The organism is Zhouia amylolytica (assembly GCF_900116365.1).
Taxonomy (GTDB): Bacteria; Bacteroidota; Bacteroidia; order Flavobacteriales; family Flavobacteriaceae; genus Zhouia; species Zhouia amylolytica.
Genome location: NZ_FPAG01000005.1, coordinates 169,799 through 188,969, shown reverse-complemented (window position 1 = coordinate 188,969; position 19,171 = coordinate 169,799). Strand labels below are relative to the sequence as shown.

The window sequence follows — 19,171 nt, the reverse complement described above, 5'->3', positions numbered from 1 at the left end:
TATTCTTATCTTAAACTGGAAATTTTAAAAACGTAAGCATATTTACATGGCAATTCATCAGGACTTAAGTTCGGCACCTCTAAAATCACATTTTTACCTTTTTGTTGATAATCAATTTTAATAGAGGTTCCTAAAAGCGTAATTTCAGTATTTTCTGAAACTTTCATATCTCTTATTATTAATGAATCTTTTTGCCATTTAGGAACTATGGCATAAACATCAGATCCTTTTTTAGTGAAAAATATTTCTCTTACTGCATATCCCGGTTCAGGATCAATGGTTTGTTTTAAAATATAATCTGCCGGTAAATAATGAGCATCTTCCGGTTTCCAATTTTTCTTTCCTTTTTTGGACCACTGACAAGCTCGATCCCATTTTCTGGTACCGTAAATAGCCTCACCATTAACTTTTAACCATTCACCAATTGCTAATAATCGATCCTGCATAATTGGAGGTATATTACCATTAGCATCCGGACCTATATCCAAAAGTAAGTTCCCTCCATTGCTTACTACATTGAGTAAAAGATAAATTAAGGTTCTTTCGGAAGCATAATCCCAAGCGTCTTCATTTGCATTATAACCAAAAGAAAAGCCAATTCCACGGCACTCTTCCCATGGTCTACTACCGTCTAATTCAGATTGATACTCTGTAGTATAGTACCCTCCATGATTAAATCTCACTCCATCACCCCAACGATCATTCACAACAACTTTATCTCCAACGGCGGATTCATTAAATAGCCATGCTAACAACTCCTGAGAATGCCATTTTTCAGGACTTATATCCCAATCTCCATCAGACCATATTAAATCTGGTTTATAATTTTCTACTAAATCTTTAAACTGAGGATGGGTATGTTCTAGGGCAAATTTTTCCTTATCCTCTTTCCATAGTGGATTAAACCATTCGTATAAAGAATAATAGGTCCCAAACTTTACATCTGTCTTTTTCACAGCAACCTCTAACTCCTTTAAAAGGTCTCTTTTCGGCCCTATATCCATAGCATTCCAAGGAAAGCCCCATGTTTTGTTTGCGGTTTTACTTGGCCATAGTGTAAAACCATCATGGTGCTTAGAGGTAATCACCATATATTTAGCTCCTGCATCCTCAAATAATTTAGCCCATTTTTCTGCATCAAAATCTCTAGCTTTAAACATATCCCCAAAATTATAATAGCTAAAATGAGGGCCATAAGTTTTAACGTGATGGTCAAATACTTCTGTACCAGTAAAATTACCATTTCCAAATAAAGATTTACTTTCTAACCAATATTGATACCATTCAGAGTATGTTCCCTTGGGACTCCAAGCAGGAACAGAATAAGGGCCCCAATGAATAAATATACCGAATTTAGCATCTTCAAACCAGCCCGGTACCGGCCTACTATCAATTGAATTCCAGTTTGGTTCTATTTTCTGAGACTGACTATATCCACATTTTATATTACAAAATAAAAAGACGGTAATCGCTAATAGTAAAAAATTAATTCTTTTCATGAGGTTATTCGGTTATTATATTTATTTCTGCATATCCAGCTTTAAAATTTCCATCGGTATTTCTTAGTGCACTTAACTTTATATAACGTGCATTAACCGCTTCAAAAGTTTTGGTTTGCCATATAGGACTGTTTTTTATATTAGAAAATTCTCCTACACTTTGTAACTCCCAATTTTCTCCATCATTAGAAGTGTAGAATTTATAATCAATAATAATTCCTGACGACCAACGATTTTGATCTGGGAGGTACTTAAACCCTCTGATTTTTTGATTTTCACCTAAATCTATTTTTAAATCTATTGGTAATTTATTAGCTGATTGTCCCCATGAAGTATTCTCTTCCCCATCCATTACTTTTAAAGCATTTTCATCTTCAATCTCGAGAATATTCCATTTTTTCCTAGCAATATCAAAAGATCTACTTGCTACAGGACTTCGCTTACTTGTAATTGGGTCTATAGATACAGCTTTAATTATAGCTTTATTTTCTATGGTAAAGGGTCCATTGTATTTTAGTGAACCTTTATCTGGTTCATTTCCATCAAGAGTATAGAATATATCCAATTCATTATCAGCATTTTCTATTCTTACCATGCCTTGCTTATCTCTTTTTATAATAGGTTTTGTGTAGACTTTTGGAGCTTTATATAATTCAAGGTTTGATAACACAGGACATGCCTTGGACTTATTAATACTTATTCTTATTTGACTAGCCTTAACAGTTGGTAAACGTAAAATTCGTTTATACCCAATTGTTGTATAATCTCCCAATTTTTTCCAGCTACTATCAACATACGCTTCAATACTAAATTCTTGAACTCTTTGTCCTAATTCAATATGCTCTTGAACCAGAAGTCTATTAAACTCAACAGACTTATCATAACTAAGGGTTACAGAAGCCTTAGTTACATTATCATCCGTTGTCCAATAGGTATCTTTATGACCGTCAATTAATTTTTCCGGATTATATAGACTTGATCCCCCTCGAATCTGGGTAGCCTGAATTTTTGCTTTTTTGGCAAGATTATTTTTAAAATCTTCTTTCAGTGATTCTGCTAACTCTGTTACAACATTCACATCTGTTTCATGAATAAGACCACGTTTATCCACAGGAAAATTTAAAAGCAAAGTTGCGTTTCTACCTACAGAATTATAATAAATATCTAGCATTTCGGGTAATGTCTTTACCTTGTGATCTTCAGATCTATGATAAAACCAGCCTGGACGAACAGATACATCTACCTCTGCAGGCACCCAGTGAGTTCCATCTTCATGGCCATATCTTAATTCATGATAATCAGGAAATCCGGGCCAAACCTCATCTCTATTCAAGGTACTCCAATTGGTTTCTCCTACCCATCCTTCCTCTGTACCACACCAGCGGGTATCGGGACCTGCATCACTAAAAAGCATAGCATTAGGTTGAAGTTCACGAACAATCTTATAAGTATTTTCCCAATCATAATAAGTCTTCCTATCTACACTTCTCGTTTCATTGGCTCCTCCGTAATAACCTGACCCTCCATTTGCTCCATCAAACCAAACTTCAAAGACCTCTCCATAATTTGTCAATAACTCCTTAAGTTGATTTCTGAAATAAGTTATATACTCTGGCTTTCCATATTGTGGATGATTACGATCCCAAGGGGATAAATATACTCCAAACTTTAACCCATACTCCTTACATGCTTCTGACAACTCTTTTAGTAAATCTCCTTTTCCATCTCTCCACGGCGAATTTTTAACCGAATAGTCCGTATATTTCGAAGGCCATAAACAAAATCCATCATGATGCTTGGCGGTTAAGATTATACCTTTCATTCCTGCCTCTTTTATCACTTTAGCCCATTGCTTAGTATCTAACTCCGTTGGATTAAAAAGTTTGGGATCTTTATCTCCGTAACCCCACTCAATATCTGTGAATGTATTTATGCTAAAATGAATAAAAGCATAATATTCCATTTCTTGCCACTCTAACTGTCTTGTTGTAGGGGTTGGACCATAAGCCTCTGGAGGTGGAACTTCCTCGCAGGAGACCATAATTAGAACTGTTAAAAAAATAAAGTGTTTTGTTAAATTCATAATCTTATTTCAATTGATATTATAGTAATATACTTCATTAGACAGCCTCAATTTTAGTATAAAATCTTGTTGCTAAATCGAATTAGCTAAAAAAGACAAAAAAAATGTTTTTTCCTATTTCTTTAATTTATTTAACATATGTTAGTTTAAATATTAAATACGGAAAGACACATTGCTTGAATTTTTAGTCATTTAACAGGTAATCCATCATCTCATTGCATAAAAAGAAATGCTTTTTATCATTACACCATTAAGTTTGCATGCTTCACTCAATGATAATTTCCTGAAACTCTAAAAAATCAATTCCAAATCGAGTATTTGTATTATTAACCACTTCAATTTTTAGACTATTATTTCCTTTTTTTAATGCAATACCATTAAGCTCTAGAAGCTTTACTTCGCTATCATTTTTAATTTTGACATTATTCAAAACCTCAATATCATTCACGGAAAGATTTATTTGACAATCATCTCTTAGGTATCCCAAAGCTATTTTGATGTTATAATCCCCTTGCTTTTCCATTACAAATCCCGTTCTCAAAACCTTTCCTTTATCCGCTTTAGTCCAAAGAAGTTGAAGCCCACCAGATAGTTCATCGCCATATTCTCCAATTACTTGATCTTCTTGTAATTCATCCAAAATTAAATCTTCTCCTTCCAATACTCCATGCTGATCTGGAGTTGCTACTATAACATCCTTTCTTTTTCTGGCAACCTTTTCGTCAATTCCTTGTAATTGATCAGCGAAATTACTCTTCCCTCCTGGGAACATATAATAATAAGTAACAGGAGCATAATCAACTTTTGTCTTTACCCAATGCCAAAGCTCCATGTCAAAATGGAGGGACTCCTTAAAAGGAATAGCATCTAAAGACCTGTATCTACTATTAATAGTTAACCCAGTATTCATATTGGCCTTTCCAATGGGTTGTGCAATAAATGGATGACTATATGTTTCCGGTCTACACCATGCATACCCATAATAGTCCTCTGTTCCTGTTCCAAAATGAGATGGAAACGACTCTCCATCTATATAAATCTTTTCATCACCCTCTCCCCACCAAGCTTTCCAATGACCTGGAAGTGCAGAATTGTATATAGATAATGCATCGCCAACAAAGACTCCTTTACCTTTCAGGCTAACAAAGTTCACGTCTAAATTACCTCCTTTTCCATTACGCTCTTTGTTTTCTCCAGTTGACAAACTACTATATTGATGCCATGAGGCTCCAAAATACATACTATTGTCATCCCAATTATAAGAAGATAATGCAACCTCAGCATTCAATGTAACAAACTGTTTGCCTTGGTTTTCAAAGAAGATCTTCATATGCTGTTTGAAGGGCATTAAATAACTTATTGACATTGTACTATCATTTGAAACTTCTGTATACCAGGTTTTGAAAGAATTTAATTCATATCCGGTTCCAAAAAAGTCACCAATTGGAGTATATACGGTCTTTTCACCGTCAAATTCAATCTTCAATACCGTTGATCGAAGAGCCTGTTGAACATCATCAGCTTTTAATTTAATTTTAATCTTTGAAATAGCTTGTCCTGTACCATCAACTTCTTCAATCTTACTTTCACCTTGATTAAGTTGAATATTATAACTTTTGACATCCTTAATTTCATTATGGTTATTATTCAAATTTAATCTCTCATTGGAATCTGAAATTATTCCCTTTAAAGAATCAAGTATTTTATTAGAAACACTCTCAACCACTACCTCGTCCATATAGGTGCGATAGTTTATATTGTAATAGAACATTTCTGATTTATTTGGATCTACATTTTTAATGCCTTGACTTTCATAAGTTATTTTACAAGAAGTTTTATATGGAAAGGGTAAATACAAATTATACCCCCTTCGGTTGGCAGGAGCATTTATAGATAACGAAGCACTTAGAGGGTATTCAGCTAAACTGTATTCATTTATCATTTCAAATGGCTTACCCTCCACTAACGGCACAGAATCCCCATCAATATACATTCTTAAAATTCCTTCTCCAGGATTTGCCCCACCTGCTGTCATCCATAATCGAACAACCGCTCCGGGTCCTTTGGCATCAAACATCACATGCTCAATTCTACTACCTACAGTATCCGTACGGATAAAATTAGACGAATCATCATTAGCAAACCACTCATAGTCATTTTTAGAATTCAAGTCACTCCTTCTATCATAACTGCTAAATTGTTTGGTTATATAATAAGGATCAGGAAAACGAGTTATTGCTGCTTTATCGGTCATTTCTTCTAATAAAGAATTTAAATTTACCGCGGGAGTTTTTTTAGAGCAGCTTGAGATCACTTGACTCACAACAACTACAATAACTAAAAGATATTTAGCTTTAAACAACATAATTTATTATTAATTTATTATTAATTATACATTTAACTAAAACAGAAATAATCCTTTTTTAAGGCTAATACTACACTCGAACTAAAATTAAACCAAAGTAACTAAGTGATTAAAGCGCTAATCACCAAGATTCAAATTACACTAATGTTATTACAATCAGATTTATTTAACAATTTCAAGGACAAGATCATTTATTATTAACCTATATTCTTAAATACTTTCATAATGATCTTATATCTGATTGATGGCTATTTTTATACTAAATGCCAATTTTCAAAAACCTAAAGATGTGCATTTAAACATGGTTTTTATAAACTTCCTATTCCTTTTGAGCCATTTAAACGGATCAAATTCATTTTATTTTTACCCCATCAAATCAGCCGCTATTCAAACGACTTGAATGTTTTGGGTTATTCTATGCTTAAACATCCCAAAACAAAAGGGAAGCTTCTTCCTTCTCATTTAACATTAAAAAATTCTTCCCCATCGTGATCTACAATTCTGTTATAAGCCTCGGATGCTGCTCCATTTCCCCAGTCATAAATGGTAAAACTTCCTATACCTCCACCTACTTTATTTGCATAGCCTCCATGCCCATAATTCTCCATCATAAACCCGTAATCTTTTTCATCAAAATATGGGTAAACTGCTTCCCATTGCTTTTTAGCTTTAAGATTCTCAGCGCAATACATCATACTAAATGAAGCCTTTAATGAAGCAATCCCCCTTTGAATATACTCCTCATTGTTAAGTATTTTACCATACTTAATAATTAATTCTGAAAATAGAGCCTGTCGGGAATCATTCCATTCGCCATCAGCATTCATTACACCAAATCCACCAAAAACATTCACGTACATATATGGGGGTTGCCAAACTGCTTGATTCATTAACAATTCATCCAATGTTCGTTGTCCAAGCAACAAGTATTTTTCTTCCTTGGTAATCTCGTAACAGCTTAATAATGCTTCGGCTGTCCAATATATCGATAAGCTATTTTGCTTAAACATATTGTTTCTCTTAATTTTCTTTCCAACATATTCTTTGCTGCCCCATCGACTACAGGACCAGTAAGTCTCAAAATCTTCCCATCTCCCTTCAGGTATAATTTTATCATTTAATGCCTTCATTGCATTTAAGGCTGCATTCTTATACCTGTTTTCACCCGTTAAATTGAATAATTTTAGTAAGAAGGTAATTGACTTGGCAGTTTCTGGTGATTTTGCCAATATTGGTAAGGGCTTTAAGGTTTTATTATCAAGCCATCCTGGAAAAAAACCTTGAGTATCTTGAAGTTTTAATAAGTTATCCGCATAATTTATCGCGTAGTGCAATAACCTTTCATCCCTCTCCAGCTCCTCATACCAACTCAACATAAAAGTTGATGTACAACTCATATCAAGAATATGTAAAGGAGAATCCTTCAATTCATCGGAATAAGGGTTTCGATTTGAGTTTCCAAAATAATATGTATCCCATCCTTTTGAACGATTATACTTTCTTCCCGCTATTTCTACTTGTTCCATTTCCGTAGCTATAACTGCTGGGAAGAAACCTTCATTTTGAGGAAAAGAAAGAGCCAATTCTTTAGTCATTTTAGCTTTTTCTATGAGATCTTCATTTTGTATTTTCCTTCCATATCTAAATAATCCTTGAGCTGAGCGCAAAGAATTAAACCAACCCTGATTCCAAATAGATCTCATTTCCCTTTCGTCCACCAGATCAGGATAGTTAGGACTTTGCGTTATATTGACGATAAAGGCTGGTGCACCAACCTTTTTACCATTCAATTTAAACTCCTGCCAAACTGCATCTTTCCATGTATTGAAAGCCCAGTTATAAGTATGATCGATGTATGGCTTAATTGGCGCATTAAGAGGTTCTCCTTTATCTGCCAAAATTTCACCATATTTTTTCCACATAAAGGCCAATGGTCTCCTCCAGGGGTTTTCAACTGCATCTTTATCCTTATCAAGCATAATATAAAACGATAGTTCCATTTTACCTTCCCTGAATGTTGTAAGATCACTTTTTTTAAACAAAACATGATCATCTACAAAATAGTCACTGATTCCTATAATCAAACAATTTTGTTCAGCATCCAAATCCATATACCACCGATAATCACTTTCAGCCCTAACATTTAAGTCTGGTATTATGGTAATTAATTTTTCAGAAGAAGAATGGATCAAAGCGGGTGCCCTAAATACATGATCCGATATTATATGTTGCTCTGTTGGTGTCAAATGTGGAGCCCAATGAAATGTCCCTTTAAAGTTTGGGTGAACCTTAACAGCCCATCCCTTTTGTTCAATATCCTCTGACAATTCAACTCCAACATTTACTTTAAAAAGGCCTTCTGATATTTTTTTTATATTATGCTTTACATGCGCAGAACCTAGTTGACCAATCTCTATTTCTTTTATGAATTGGTTGAACAACTTTTTGGAGTCCTTATTCTCCATTGAACATGAGAATAGAAATATTGAACAAACAGATAAGACTAATAATTTACTATTTTTCATTTCACAAGATTTACTCATTAAATTCTTCAACTCAATTATCAATATTTAATCTTTTCAAAATCCAACAGGACAGGTTCTTTTACACCAATGTAATCTGGTTCAATATTAGATTTACCTCCAGGCCTCATATAATAAAAAGTTGTGGGAGCATAATTCATTATAGCTTTATTCCAATGCCAAAGCTCCATATCAAACTTTAAGCTTTCATTGAAAGGCAATATATCTAAAGCTCTAACTCGCATATTAACTGTATAACCAGGTGTTAAGTTTCCTTCACCTGAAGGCTGGGCTATAAATGGGTGTGAAAATTTTTCTGGCTTGCACCAAGCGTAATTATAATAGTCTTCTGTTCCGGTACCAAAGTGCGATGGAAACACCTCCCCGTCTATATAAATCTTTTCATCTCCTTCACCCCACCAACAATAAGTAAAAGTTCCATCCTCTTTAGTCCATTTTTCTTTACCCGGTGGTAAATTGGCATTGAAAAGGGTCAAAACATCCCCTACATATACACCTTTCCCCTTTAAGGTTACAAAATTTAAATCTCTAATTCCATCTCCTCCTAACATATTTTTAGGAGCTCCTGTTTCTAGGTTGGTATATTGATGCCAAGAAGCATGAAAATACATAGATTGTTCATCCCATGCATAAGGACTATAGTGAACAGAACCTTCAACCTCCAAGGTCTTTTCACCGACATTTTCTAATGCTATTTTACATGATCTGTTAAATGGCATTAACCATTTTGAAGTGAGTGTTCCATTAGAATTAACCTTATTATAACGTGTTTCATGTCCATCTATCCGATAACCAGCTCCGAAAAAATCTCCAATGGGCACCCAAATAGTTTGTTTATTATCGAAAGTACATTTTATAATGAGAGACCGTAATGATTGTGTTGGGTTATTCTCTAAAACGCGCATGTTGATTTCATGAATAGCGGAACCTATATTTTTATTAGAAACAATTAATTCTTGTCCCGGAACAAGAGTAACCTTAAATTTATCTAATTCATTTACCTTATTTTCTTGGCGAAAACCTCCTTCCAACAACATTTGATTAGTGGCTTGAATAAGCTCCCTGTTTAACTTAATTGACTTTTTAGTAAAGCTTTTAATTTTTGTCTCAGGATCATACTCCCTATAATCTATATTATAATATAAAATTTCACTTTTTGTCTCCCATGGGTTACCATCAATAATCGATTCAGATTGATAGGTTACCTTACAAGATCTTGCATATGGAATTGGTATATACAAGTTATGTCCTCTTTCATCAGGTACAGTTAATGGAGAAACTGAACAGCTAAGTGGATAACCCACCTCTTTATTTTCACCTATAAAACTACGTATGGTCTGACTAATTACAGGTTCTTTGTTACCATCAATATAAATTCGCAAAATACCTTGACCTCTGTTCTTCCCTGCTCCTGTCATCCAAAAATGTGTAATAGCTCCCGGTGCCTCTACATTCATTAAAACATACTCTTTACCATTTTTAGTTTCCTCCACACCTTCCCATTGATTCATATCCCAGTTATGAAACCAATTCTTTTTTAAGGGCGATGTGCTTGAACGATCATAACTACTTACGTGTCTTGTGAAAAACTTATACTCAGGAAAACGAGTTATACTTTCCCTACTGGTCATTTCTTTTAAAAGTGATTTTAAAGTAACATCATAGACCTGTTGTGCTTGAATACCCGAAACAAGGCATAAAAAACATATTATTAGTACAATTTCTTTTAAGTTATTCATTTTGACCCATTAATTTATTTCGATGAAATCACACCCGAACTTGGATGCTTTGAAATTATTTGTATTCATTCCTTTTATTACAAACCTTAATCGGTTGTTCCCTTTTCTTATTTTCAACTTAGGAATAATAAAGGTTTTAGGTGCTAACTTTTGACCATTAAGATCAAGATCCTGAAATATCATTTGTCCATTTAAAATTACATCAACCTTGGCGTATTCAGGACCTGTTGTAAACACTGCTTTTAATTCTCCCTGTGTTTCCTCACCTGAATATACTAGAACATCCAGTTTATCTCCCTTGTTAAAACTTCTCCATAACATATGATTTCTAGCACTCCATTCATAGGACAAAAATGCTTCAACAATAATCTCTCCTCCCGAAATACTCTCTACCTTAATACCTTCTCCTTCAAACCTTTGCGATAATTTCACAGGTATTTTAACTTCTTGTTCAATAACATCTATTTCATTTGCCGTAGCCTTTTCTGTGCCATACCAAAATGTTGTTGGTGAATAATCCATCTGCGTCTTATCCCAATGCCATAATTCCATATCAAATTTTAATGATTTATTAAAAGGAATAACATCTAGAGAACGCCATCGGCTATTTACCGTTAATCCTGGACTTCTATTTCCGTTCCCTATAGGCTGAGCTACAAATGACGAAGAAAAGTTAACCACACTACACCAAGCATATCCATAATAATCCTCAGTTCCAGTCCCAAAATTGGAAGGAAACGTTTCATCATCTACATAAATTTTTTCATCTCCTTCACCCCACCACTCATAACTATTATTAAATAAGGTTAAAACATCCCCAACATATTTACCTTTACCAGAAATATGGACATAATTAATATCTCTTTTTTCTGAAGTTTTAATATTAGAATAATTACGCCAATTAGCATGAAAATAAAGACTTTGATCATCCCATTTCCAAGGAGAGTGTATTAACTCAAATTTTTCTACATCAACAACCTGATTTCCGTAATTATATAAAGATACTTGTCCAAGCTTCTTAAAAGGCATTGGAAAAAAGATTGACAATAAGCCATTCTCTTCTACCACATTTAACCAAGTTCTTGTTGGAGAAATTTTGTAACCAGTTCCAAAAAAATCTCCAACAGGTACACAAACGGTTTGTTTACCATCAAAGGTCATTTTTACAACCGTTGATCGTAGTGCTTGCTCTAAGTTTTCTGAACTCAACTTAATTGTTAATTGCCTTATTACCCTATTACCATTAATATGTAATGAAATCGAATCCCCATTAGGGTCTATACTTCCATTTGAGCTTATGTGCCTACTATTTTCACTAACAGGGGTTTTATATATAACTTCATTTAGTTTAGATATTTTTTCTTGAAATTTATCACTTTCCCAGTCTCCCTTCTGAAATGTCTTTACCGAAATATTCGAATCATATTTACGGTAATTTATTTGATAATAAAGTACATCATCTACCTTTTCATCTGCCTTTTGGTAAGTCACTTTACAATGTTTAGCATAGGGTAAGGGTAAATACAAATTGTGACCTGAAAACCAACCACCATTCTCAAGGAATGGTGAAGTTGGCTGAGAGAGCTCCTTTCCCACATATTTGTTAGCTGAAATAATTTGATCAATTCTTCCCTCAATTTGAGGAACTTGAGAATGATCAAAATAAAACCTAAGTGTTCCCATTGAAAATTTTTGAGCATGCCAAGTACTCCAAAATCGAACAATAGCTCCTGGTCCGTCTTCATCCATCAAAACAAACTCTTGACGTCCTTGAATTGTATCAATCCTAACAAATTGACTTGCATCATTATTATCATACCAACCTTCTTGATTTTTGGCAATGGATTTACGAGAATAACTACTAACCTGAAGTGTTTTATATGGTAATTCAGGCCATATTGCCAATCTATCTCTATCCATCATTTCATTTAGTAAAGAATAGATATCGATGACCTCTTGGTTGATTTTTTTATTTTGACAACCACTTACTACCAATAAGGCTAAAACGATAATTCTTAATAGTTTTATATTCAAGTTATTCATGGTTTAAACTCCAACCTAATTTATGATTCTATTGATTGATGTAATAAAAAGCAACACTCCTATAGTCTGCCTCAATGCTGTTATTTGTCCCATGTTCTATAGTTGCATGAATAGAACTTTTAAAAGGAATTGGATCCAACAAGTGCCATCTGTAGGCTGAAGCTTTACCAGTTATGTCCATCCTATACTCAGGAAATCCATGTAAAGGAAAATTTTCAGAATTGTTTAATCGTCCTTCAACACCATACCATCCGCAATTAAAATAGTCTTCTGTTCCAGTACCATGAATTTTAATTTCTCCATCAATCTCAAAAACTTCATCACCTTCAAGCCAAACCGGAAGATGTTTTCCATGGGTTTTTCCTTCGGTTATCAAAAATGTTCCTACATAATGTCCTTCTCCTTTTGTATCCAATAACAAATGTGGTTTGTCTTTATTTTTAGTCGGTAGGTTCTCGTTGTAATAAGTTGAAAGAACTCTTGGGGTCTCCTTATTTTGATCTCGTATTAGGCAACCAACTTTTAACATTAATTCTTGGTCGTTTGAAATAATTTCAATTCTTGCTTTTTTATTGAATGGCATTGGTAAAGTATTATACAATTTACCATTCTTATATCCTGAAAATAAGGACAATGATGGATTATCTTTATTCGGGATTGTAAAAAACATTTTTAACGGGACATCAACCGAAGGACTTTTATGATCATCCCAATATATTTTCAACTGACATTTTAAAAGGCTTTCTAAATTATTGGGTGCAACCTCAATATTTAATTCATTAATTATGCCTAAGTCTTTTTCAATCTCCAAAGATCCTACTTCATTGGCGGGCACATTAATAATAAATTCCTTTAAGGCTTCTTTATTACCCCCCATATGTTCATGTATCATTTCTCCAAAATCTTTCAATAGTTTATTAGTATCAACAAGATTTTTTTGACTTAAAGTTTTTATTTTTTTATTTCCCTTATACATTTGGACATTTACTTGGTAAAACTTCACATCATCACCTTCCACTTCGACACGACAATAATTATTGAAAGAGATTGGAACATAACAATAATATCCACCAAGACCTTTACCCACCAGTCCATTAGGGAATCCTTCTTCTGTTCCTTGAAATAAATTCTCCAAGGGAATATCAATTAAAGGAGTTTCTTTATCATCAAGATATATTTTAATATGCTCCTTTTTTCTTGCTAAAAGTCCATCAACATCTAATGATGAATGTGTAAACCAAATTCGACTTATATATCCAGGTCCATTACACTCTGCTAATACGCTATTGCCTTTCTCTAGTCTAAGTTTAGAGAAGGTTCCTGCAAAGCCATCATCATTTCCACCGTTACGATCATAACTGCTGAACATAATACCTTCCCAGTCTTCTTTAGGGCTCGCAATATTTTCTATCAATGAAAGTTCTTCCAATATATTCAAATTTGACTTGCACGAAAAAACAATTAATAACAGGCAACCAGATATTATAAATTTTAGAATTTTCATTTTACAGGTATTACAAAAAATTAATGGCATTCTACGAAACGAATGATGCATTTCTTTACTTTAAACTCTTATACAATCAAACTAATGCGTATAATATTTTTTAAAAAGGGGAGTCTGTAGACTCCCCCAAACTAAACTAACTCAAACCAATCTAATTAATCTATGTATAATTAATTGTTATGGTTTAAAAACAAATCAATCAATCGTTACCAACCTGGATTTTGTTCCAGATTTGGGTTTAAGTTTATTTGTACTTTAGGTAATGGCCTTAGGTAATGCTTAGAATCATCGAAAAATCTATTTGAAGCTAATTCTGCTATAATATATCCTTCGGCGTCAACTTCAAAGTTTACACCAGGGGTTATCTCAGGAAATACGCTTTCATATTCGGTACCAACAAATTTTATCCCTTTAATAGCTTTTGGCAGTTCATCCTCAGCAATCTTCCAGCGCATTAAATCATTAAATCGAAATCCTTCACAAGCCAATTCAATTTTTCTTTCACGTCTTATTTCATTCTGCATACTAAGACCATTTGTCATTACATGGGCATTGGTTAAATGTGGCATGCCAACACGGTCTCTTAATTTATTAATGGATATATTTAAATCCGCATCAGAAATAGCCCCGTCCAATTCAAATTTCGCTTCCGCATAATTAAGCAACACCTCACCAAGTCTAAAGACAATATTATCATACTCGGCTCTACCTGCCCATGATTCTTCGGTTTCACCTAAAAACTTATAATTTGTATACCCTGTTCGGGTTAATGCCCCTTCTAGTCTGGGTTTTTCATAAGTCGTTAATGTAGCATTTGCTCCTATATATTCAACACCAGGCTTCAATACTGTTTGCTTCAATCTTGGATCCCTATTTTCAAATTCTGATGCCATAGAATCATAGCCCATAAATAATGGAGAGCTACTTATCGGAAGTCCATCTGTACATAAGTAATCGTCCACCAAGCTACGTGTAGGATTCATTATGTTTTGTTCAAGCCATCTGGTAGCATTATGAGTACCATTAATATCCAACACATATCTTCTTGAAAGAATTACCTCGTTGCAATCCTCACCTGCTTCAATAAAAAGCTTTCTATAACTTTCTTCTGTTCCAAATTCTTCGAACAGGTTAAACTGCCCTCCGTCTATTACTGCCTTTGCAGCCTGCGCTGCAACTGTTAAGCGCTCGTTAGCTTTATTTCCTCCATGAAACTTGGCCCAAGTTCCTTCAAACAATGCCACTCGACTTAAAAATGCTTGTGCTGCCTCTTTGGATACTTTCCCTAATTCATTTGATGGAATATCACTTTGATTTGGTAATCTATCAATTGCATTCTGGAGGTCATCAATAATTAAATCAGCTACTTCGTCCCTTGAATTACGAGGTGCTACTAACTCCTCACTATCCGTATCTAAAACCTTGGTCACAATAGGTACGCCACCATAATTGGTTAATAAATTAAAATAATTAAACGCTCTAAAAAAATAGGCCTCTCCTACCCACCTACCAATTTCATTAGGTTCAGGATAATTCTCACTTTGTAAAAGCAAATAATTTATTCCCCTTATGGATGCATATGCCCCATTCCAAAGTCCAGATTCATCCGGAGCTAAGTAAGTCCCATTACTAAGCTGGTTAGGTCCTTGACCGAAGGTGATTTCTGACTCGGTATCTCTAGGATAGGCAAACCCAGGTAAATTACCATAAAATGCATTGGCAGCTAATTCAAAATCCCTTGGATTGTTCCAAAAGGATCCATCTGAAACTTGATCCTTCGGATAGAGCTCTAAATCTTTTGTACAGGCACTTGTAATTACTAATACAAGTAAGGCAATTATTATATTTTTTAAATTCATAATTTCACTTTTTAAAATGTTACATCTAAACCAACAGCAATAGATTTGGCAAAAGGATAGTTACTACCCCATGAGTTATCTTCTGGATCATATCCCCCAGGAAGTTTATGATAATCCCAAATATCATTTGCACTCAGGTAAATTCTAAAATTTTGAACCCCATTGATTTTACCTAAAACTTGTTCTGAAAGACTATATCCAATTTGAATATTCTTTAATCTTACATAAGCTCCATTTTCCTTGTTATTTGATGAATGTGCGAAGTTCCACCATCTTATATTACTATGGGAAATTCTTGGATACTTAGCATCAGGACGTTCAGGTGACCATGTATTATTATAAAAAAGTCTTGGCGGGTGATACCATGGTTGGTTAAACGGAATTCTAGCTTCATTTTCTCTAAAAACTGTTCTCTTACCAACACCTTGGAAAAATGCGCTAAAATCGAAACCTTTATACTTAGCATTTAAATTTACACCAAATGAATATTGAGGATCCATTGTACCTAAAATAACTAAATCTCCATTTTGTCTCTCATCACTATAAGCATCTATCCTACCATTTCCATCAACATCTCTATACATCGCATCTCCAATACCTATATTAGAAGGAACACCATCAAGTTGCCTATAGGCATCCAATGTCTCTTGATCTTGAATTATTCCATCAAAATCAAAACCGTAGTATAAATTAGATCTATACCCTTGTCGATATGAATTAAAGCCTGGTCCATAATTATCAAATCCCCCAAGGTTTGTTACTTTATTATCACTATTGCTCAACACTAGGTTCATTCCATATTGAAAATCATGGCTTTGATCATTCCAGCCGACATTGAGTTCCCAACCCCAAGAATCTAATTCTCCATTATTTGTATATGGAGGTGAAGCACCCAAGACTGATGGCAGGGTTACCCCTACTAACATATTTTTGTTTGTTTTCTTATAGTAATCAAAAGATAGGTTCAATCTACTATCGAATATACTGGCATCAATACCAATGTTTCTAGAGATAAGGGTTTCCCAGGTTCTATTAGTAGAGACCATTCCTGCTAAGGTTGCCGATTGTGCTCTCTGCGTATCACCAAATGGATATTGCCCACCAATATTAATATTTTGCACATAATCATAAAGCCCTATCCCAGATTGGTTTCCTAATTCTCCATATGATGCTCTTAGTTTTAAGTTGTCGAAGAAATTCAAAGACTTAATAAACCCTTCCTCAGAAATACGCCAAGCAGCTTGTAAGGAACTAAATAACTTCCAGCGCTGTGACTTTTCAAATCTAGAAGTTCCATCATATCGGAAATTAGCCTCCAACATATATTTACCTTTATAACTATAATTCAATCGAGAAATTAAAGACTGTAACGCCCAGTGGTATCCTCCACCACTATTTGACATATTTTCTTTATCTCCTAGATTTAGGGTAAATAATTCATCTGTAATAAACCTGTCACGATATGCACTGAACCAATCATTATCATATTCATCATGGGTTGCCCCCACCATCACACCAACGGTATGAACTTCGTTAAATGAATTATCATATTGTAATCGAGCTGAATAATTTCGTTGATTTGTTTTACTAAAGCCGTAGTTGGCATTATTTGGATAGGTTGCATACTCATTATACGCGAATTTATCATCCCAAAAGTAATAAGGAACAGGCGTGGTAATTCTTCTAGAGTCATAGCTCTCAAAAGTTAACCCTGCTTGACCTATAAATTGAATGTTTTTTGCAAATTCCCAATTAACTTTTAAATTAGGAATGAATCTATTTGTCCAACGTTCTAAGGGAGCTCCTTCTCTAGCCATAGCTACAGGGTTTGAATACCCCCATTGAGAAAAATAATTCTCTCCACTTTGAGTTTTAACAGGGAAAAATATTGGTGTTATTCGGACCGAGTTTATTACACGATCAAGCCAATATAATTCCTCTGTTTTTAATCTCTCAAACGCTAATTTTGTATCGATTCTGAATTTATCAGATAATTTGAATGAATAATTTGATCTAATATTAAATCGCTCAGCATTATCCGGTGCGCTCTCTAGCAATCCATCTGTCTTATTATAGCCTATTGAATAATAATAATTGGAATTATCTCCACCTCCGCTAACACTTAGGTTATAGTCTTGTTGTGTTCCAGTACCATACATTTCATCCACCCAATCTGTACTTTGAAAAAACTGGAATTCCGGGTATCCTTCAAATCGCACTGGTGGCGAACCTTGTTCAATTAAGTTAATTCTTTCATCATTCCAAAATGGTGCAACGCCGTTATTAATATCGGCTTCTCTATGCATTAAAGCATACTCCATCATATTGGGATATTCAATTTTATTTAGAACTGAGGACATACCTGTAAACGCAGTTAACCTAATTGAGGGTTTACCTTTTGCTCCTGATTTTGTTGTTATCAAAACAACTCCACCTGCAGCCCTAGATCCATAAATTGCGGCTGATGCATCTTTCAGGAAAGAGATATTCTCTATATCCTTTGGGTTAATGGTATTAAAATCATCAACTGGATTTCCATCAACAAGAATTAAAGGAGTGTTCCCTCCATTGACTGAAGATATACCTCTTAAATTTATATTGAAACCTTCTCTACCAGGTTGACCACTTGATCTAGTTATGGTAACACCGGGAACCAACCCCTGTAAAGTCGCTAAGATATTAGTTGCTGGTCTACTTTCAATATCCTTTGCAGTTACAACCTCTACCGCTCCTGTTAGAGATGCTTTAGTTTTAGATCCATATCCAACAACCACAACTTCATCGAGTTGACTTGTATCAGCCTCCAAAACTATATTAATGGTAGCCTGTCTCTCAATCTTTACTTCAGTGGACTTCATACCCACGTAAGAGAATACTAAAACATCGCCTGGTTTAGCCTTGAGGCTATATTCACCATCAAAATTAGTATTGGTACCTACAGAGGTTCCTTTTATCATAATATTCACACCTGATAAAGGGATATTATTAACATCGGTTACTTTTCCGGTAATAGTTTGTTGATCAATACTTTCAAGTAAAGTATTATCGTCTCCATGAAAATTAAATTCATTAGCAGCATTAAGCTGTATAAAACTTAATACTGTAAACAATAAGACCATGGTGTTATACGGTCTTTTGAATATTTGAGTTAAGCAAAGTTTTTTAATCATAATTTGATATTTAATGGTTGATTAAACATTAATTAATAACAAAAGTGAGTGGTGTATCACTTAGTGGTGGTGCATAAAAAATTTTAAAGTTTGTTTTTCATAAGCAATTGATATTCATGTTATTAAATTTGCTAATTCGATTTAGCAAAAAATGTAAAAAAATTTAGCTATTGAAATTCCGGCCTTACAAGGTTACTAAATCGATTTAGCTAATGTATTTATTTTTTTGTATTATACAAACTTAAAATGCTAAAAAATTAAAATCTGTTTTAAATTTTAGTATAATACTTGATGAATTCCTTAGTCTCACTCCTTATAGAGTTCCGAAAATATATCTTCTTAAAAAACTCATTTCATCTACTTTAA

General features: G+C 34.1%; 9 protein-coding genes. All 9 read right to left on the bottom strand.

Annotation, left to right across the window (positions count from 1 at the left end; all coding sequences use genetic code 11):
• Nucleotides 1-5: 5 nt before the first annotated feature.
• The 9 genes from BM361_RS09520 to BM361_RS09480 all read right to left on the bottom strand — a co-directional run bounded on the left by BM361_RS09520 (nucleotide 6) and on the right by BM361_RS09480 (nucleotide 18,805).
• Nucleotides 6-1,499, bottom strand: a complete 1,494-nt coding sequence (locus BM361_RS09520) for an alpha-L-fucosidase (RefSeq protein WP_083425910.1) — start codon at nucleotides 1,497-1,499, stop codon at nucleotides 6-8.
• A 4-nt stretch (nucleotides 1,500-1,503) separates the two neighbouring features.
• Nucleotides 1,504-3,540 (bottom strand): alpha-L-fucosidase, encoded by a 2,037-nt coding sequence (locus BM361_RS09515; protein WP_254785786.1) that lies wholly within the window; start codon nucleotides 3,538-3,540, stop codon nucleotides 1,504-1,506.
• 307 nt (nucleotides 3,541-3,847) lie between these two features.
• Nucleotides 3,848-5,947, bottom strand: coding sequence for a glycoside hydrolase family 172 protein (locus BM361_RS09510; RefSeq protein WP_074978473.1), 2,100 nt, complete (start codon nucleotides 5,945-5,947; stop codon nucleotides 3,848-3,850).
• 458 nt (nucleotides 5,948-6,405) lie between these two features.
• Nucleotides 6,406-8,472 (bottom strand): glycoside hydrolase family protein, encoded by a 2,067-nt coding sequence (locus BM361_RS09505; protein WP_074978472.1) that lies wholly within the window; start codon nucleotides 8,470-8,472, stop codon nucleotides 6,406-6,408.
• 38 nt (nucleotides 8,473-8,510) lie between these two features.
• Nucleotides 8,511-10,229 carry a glycoside hydrolase family 172 protein gene (locus tag BM361_RS09500; protein ID WP_074978470.1) on the bottom strand — a complete coding sequence of 573 codons (1,719 nt, stop codon included), beginning with the start codon at nucleotides 10,227-10,229 and terminating at the stop codon, nucleotides 8,511-8,513.
• Between the two features lie 9 nt (nucleotides 10,230-10,238).
• A complete protein-coding gene (locus BM361_RS09495; RefSeq protein ID WP_175496569.1) occupies nucleotides 10,239-12,263 on the bottom strand; it encodes a glycoside hydrolase family 172 protein in 2,025 nt (674 codons plus the stop codon).
• A gap of 37 nt (nucleotides 12,264-12,300) precedes the next feature.
• Nucleotides 12,301-13,701: a glycoside hydrolase family 172 protein gene (locus BM361_RS09490; protein WP_074978467.1), complete on the bottom strand. Its 1,401-nt coding sequence runs from the start codon at nucleotides 13,699-13,701 to the stop codon at nucleotides 12,301-12,303.
• 281 nt (nucleotides 13,702-13,982) lie between these two features.
• Nucleotides 13,983-15,635 (bottom strand): RagB/SusD family nutrient uptake outer membrane protein, encoded by a 1,653-nt coding sequence (locus tag BM361_RS09485; protein ID WP_074978466.1) that lies wholly within the window; start codon nucleotides 15,633-15,635, stop codon nucleotides 13,983-13,985.
• Nucleotides 15,636-15,646: 11 nt separating this feature from the next.
• Nucleotides 15,647-18,805, bottom strand: coding sequence for a SusC/RagA family TonB-linked outer membrane protein (locus BM361_RS09480; protein ID WP_083425908.1), 3,159 nt, complete (start codon nucleotides 18,803-18,805; stop codon nucleotides 15,647-15,649).
• Nucleotides 18,806-19,171: the final 366 nt, after the last annotated feature.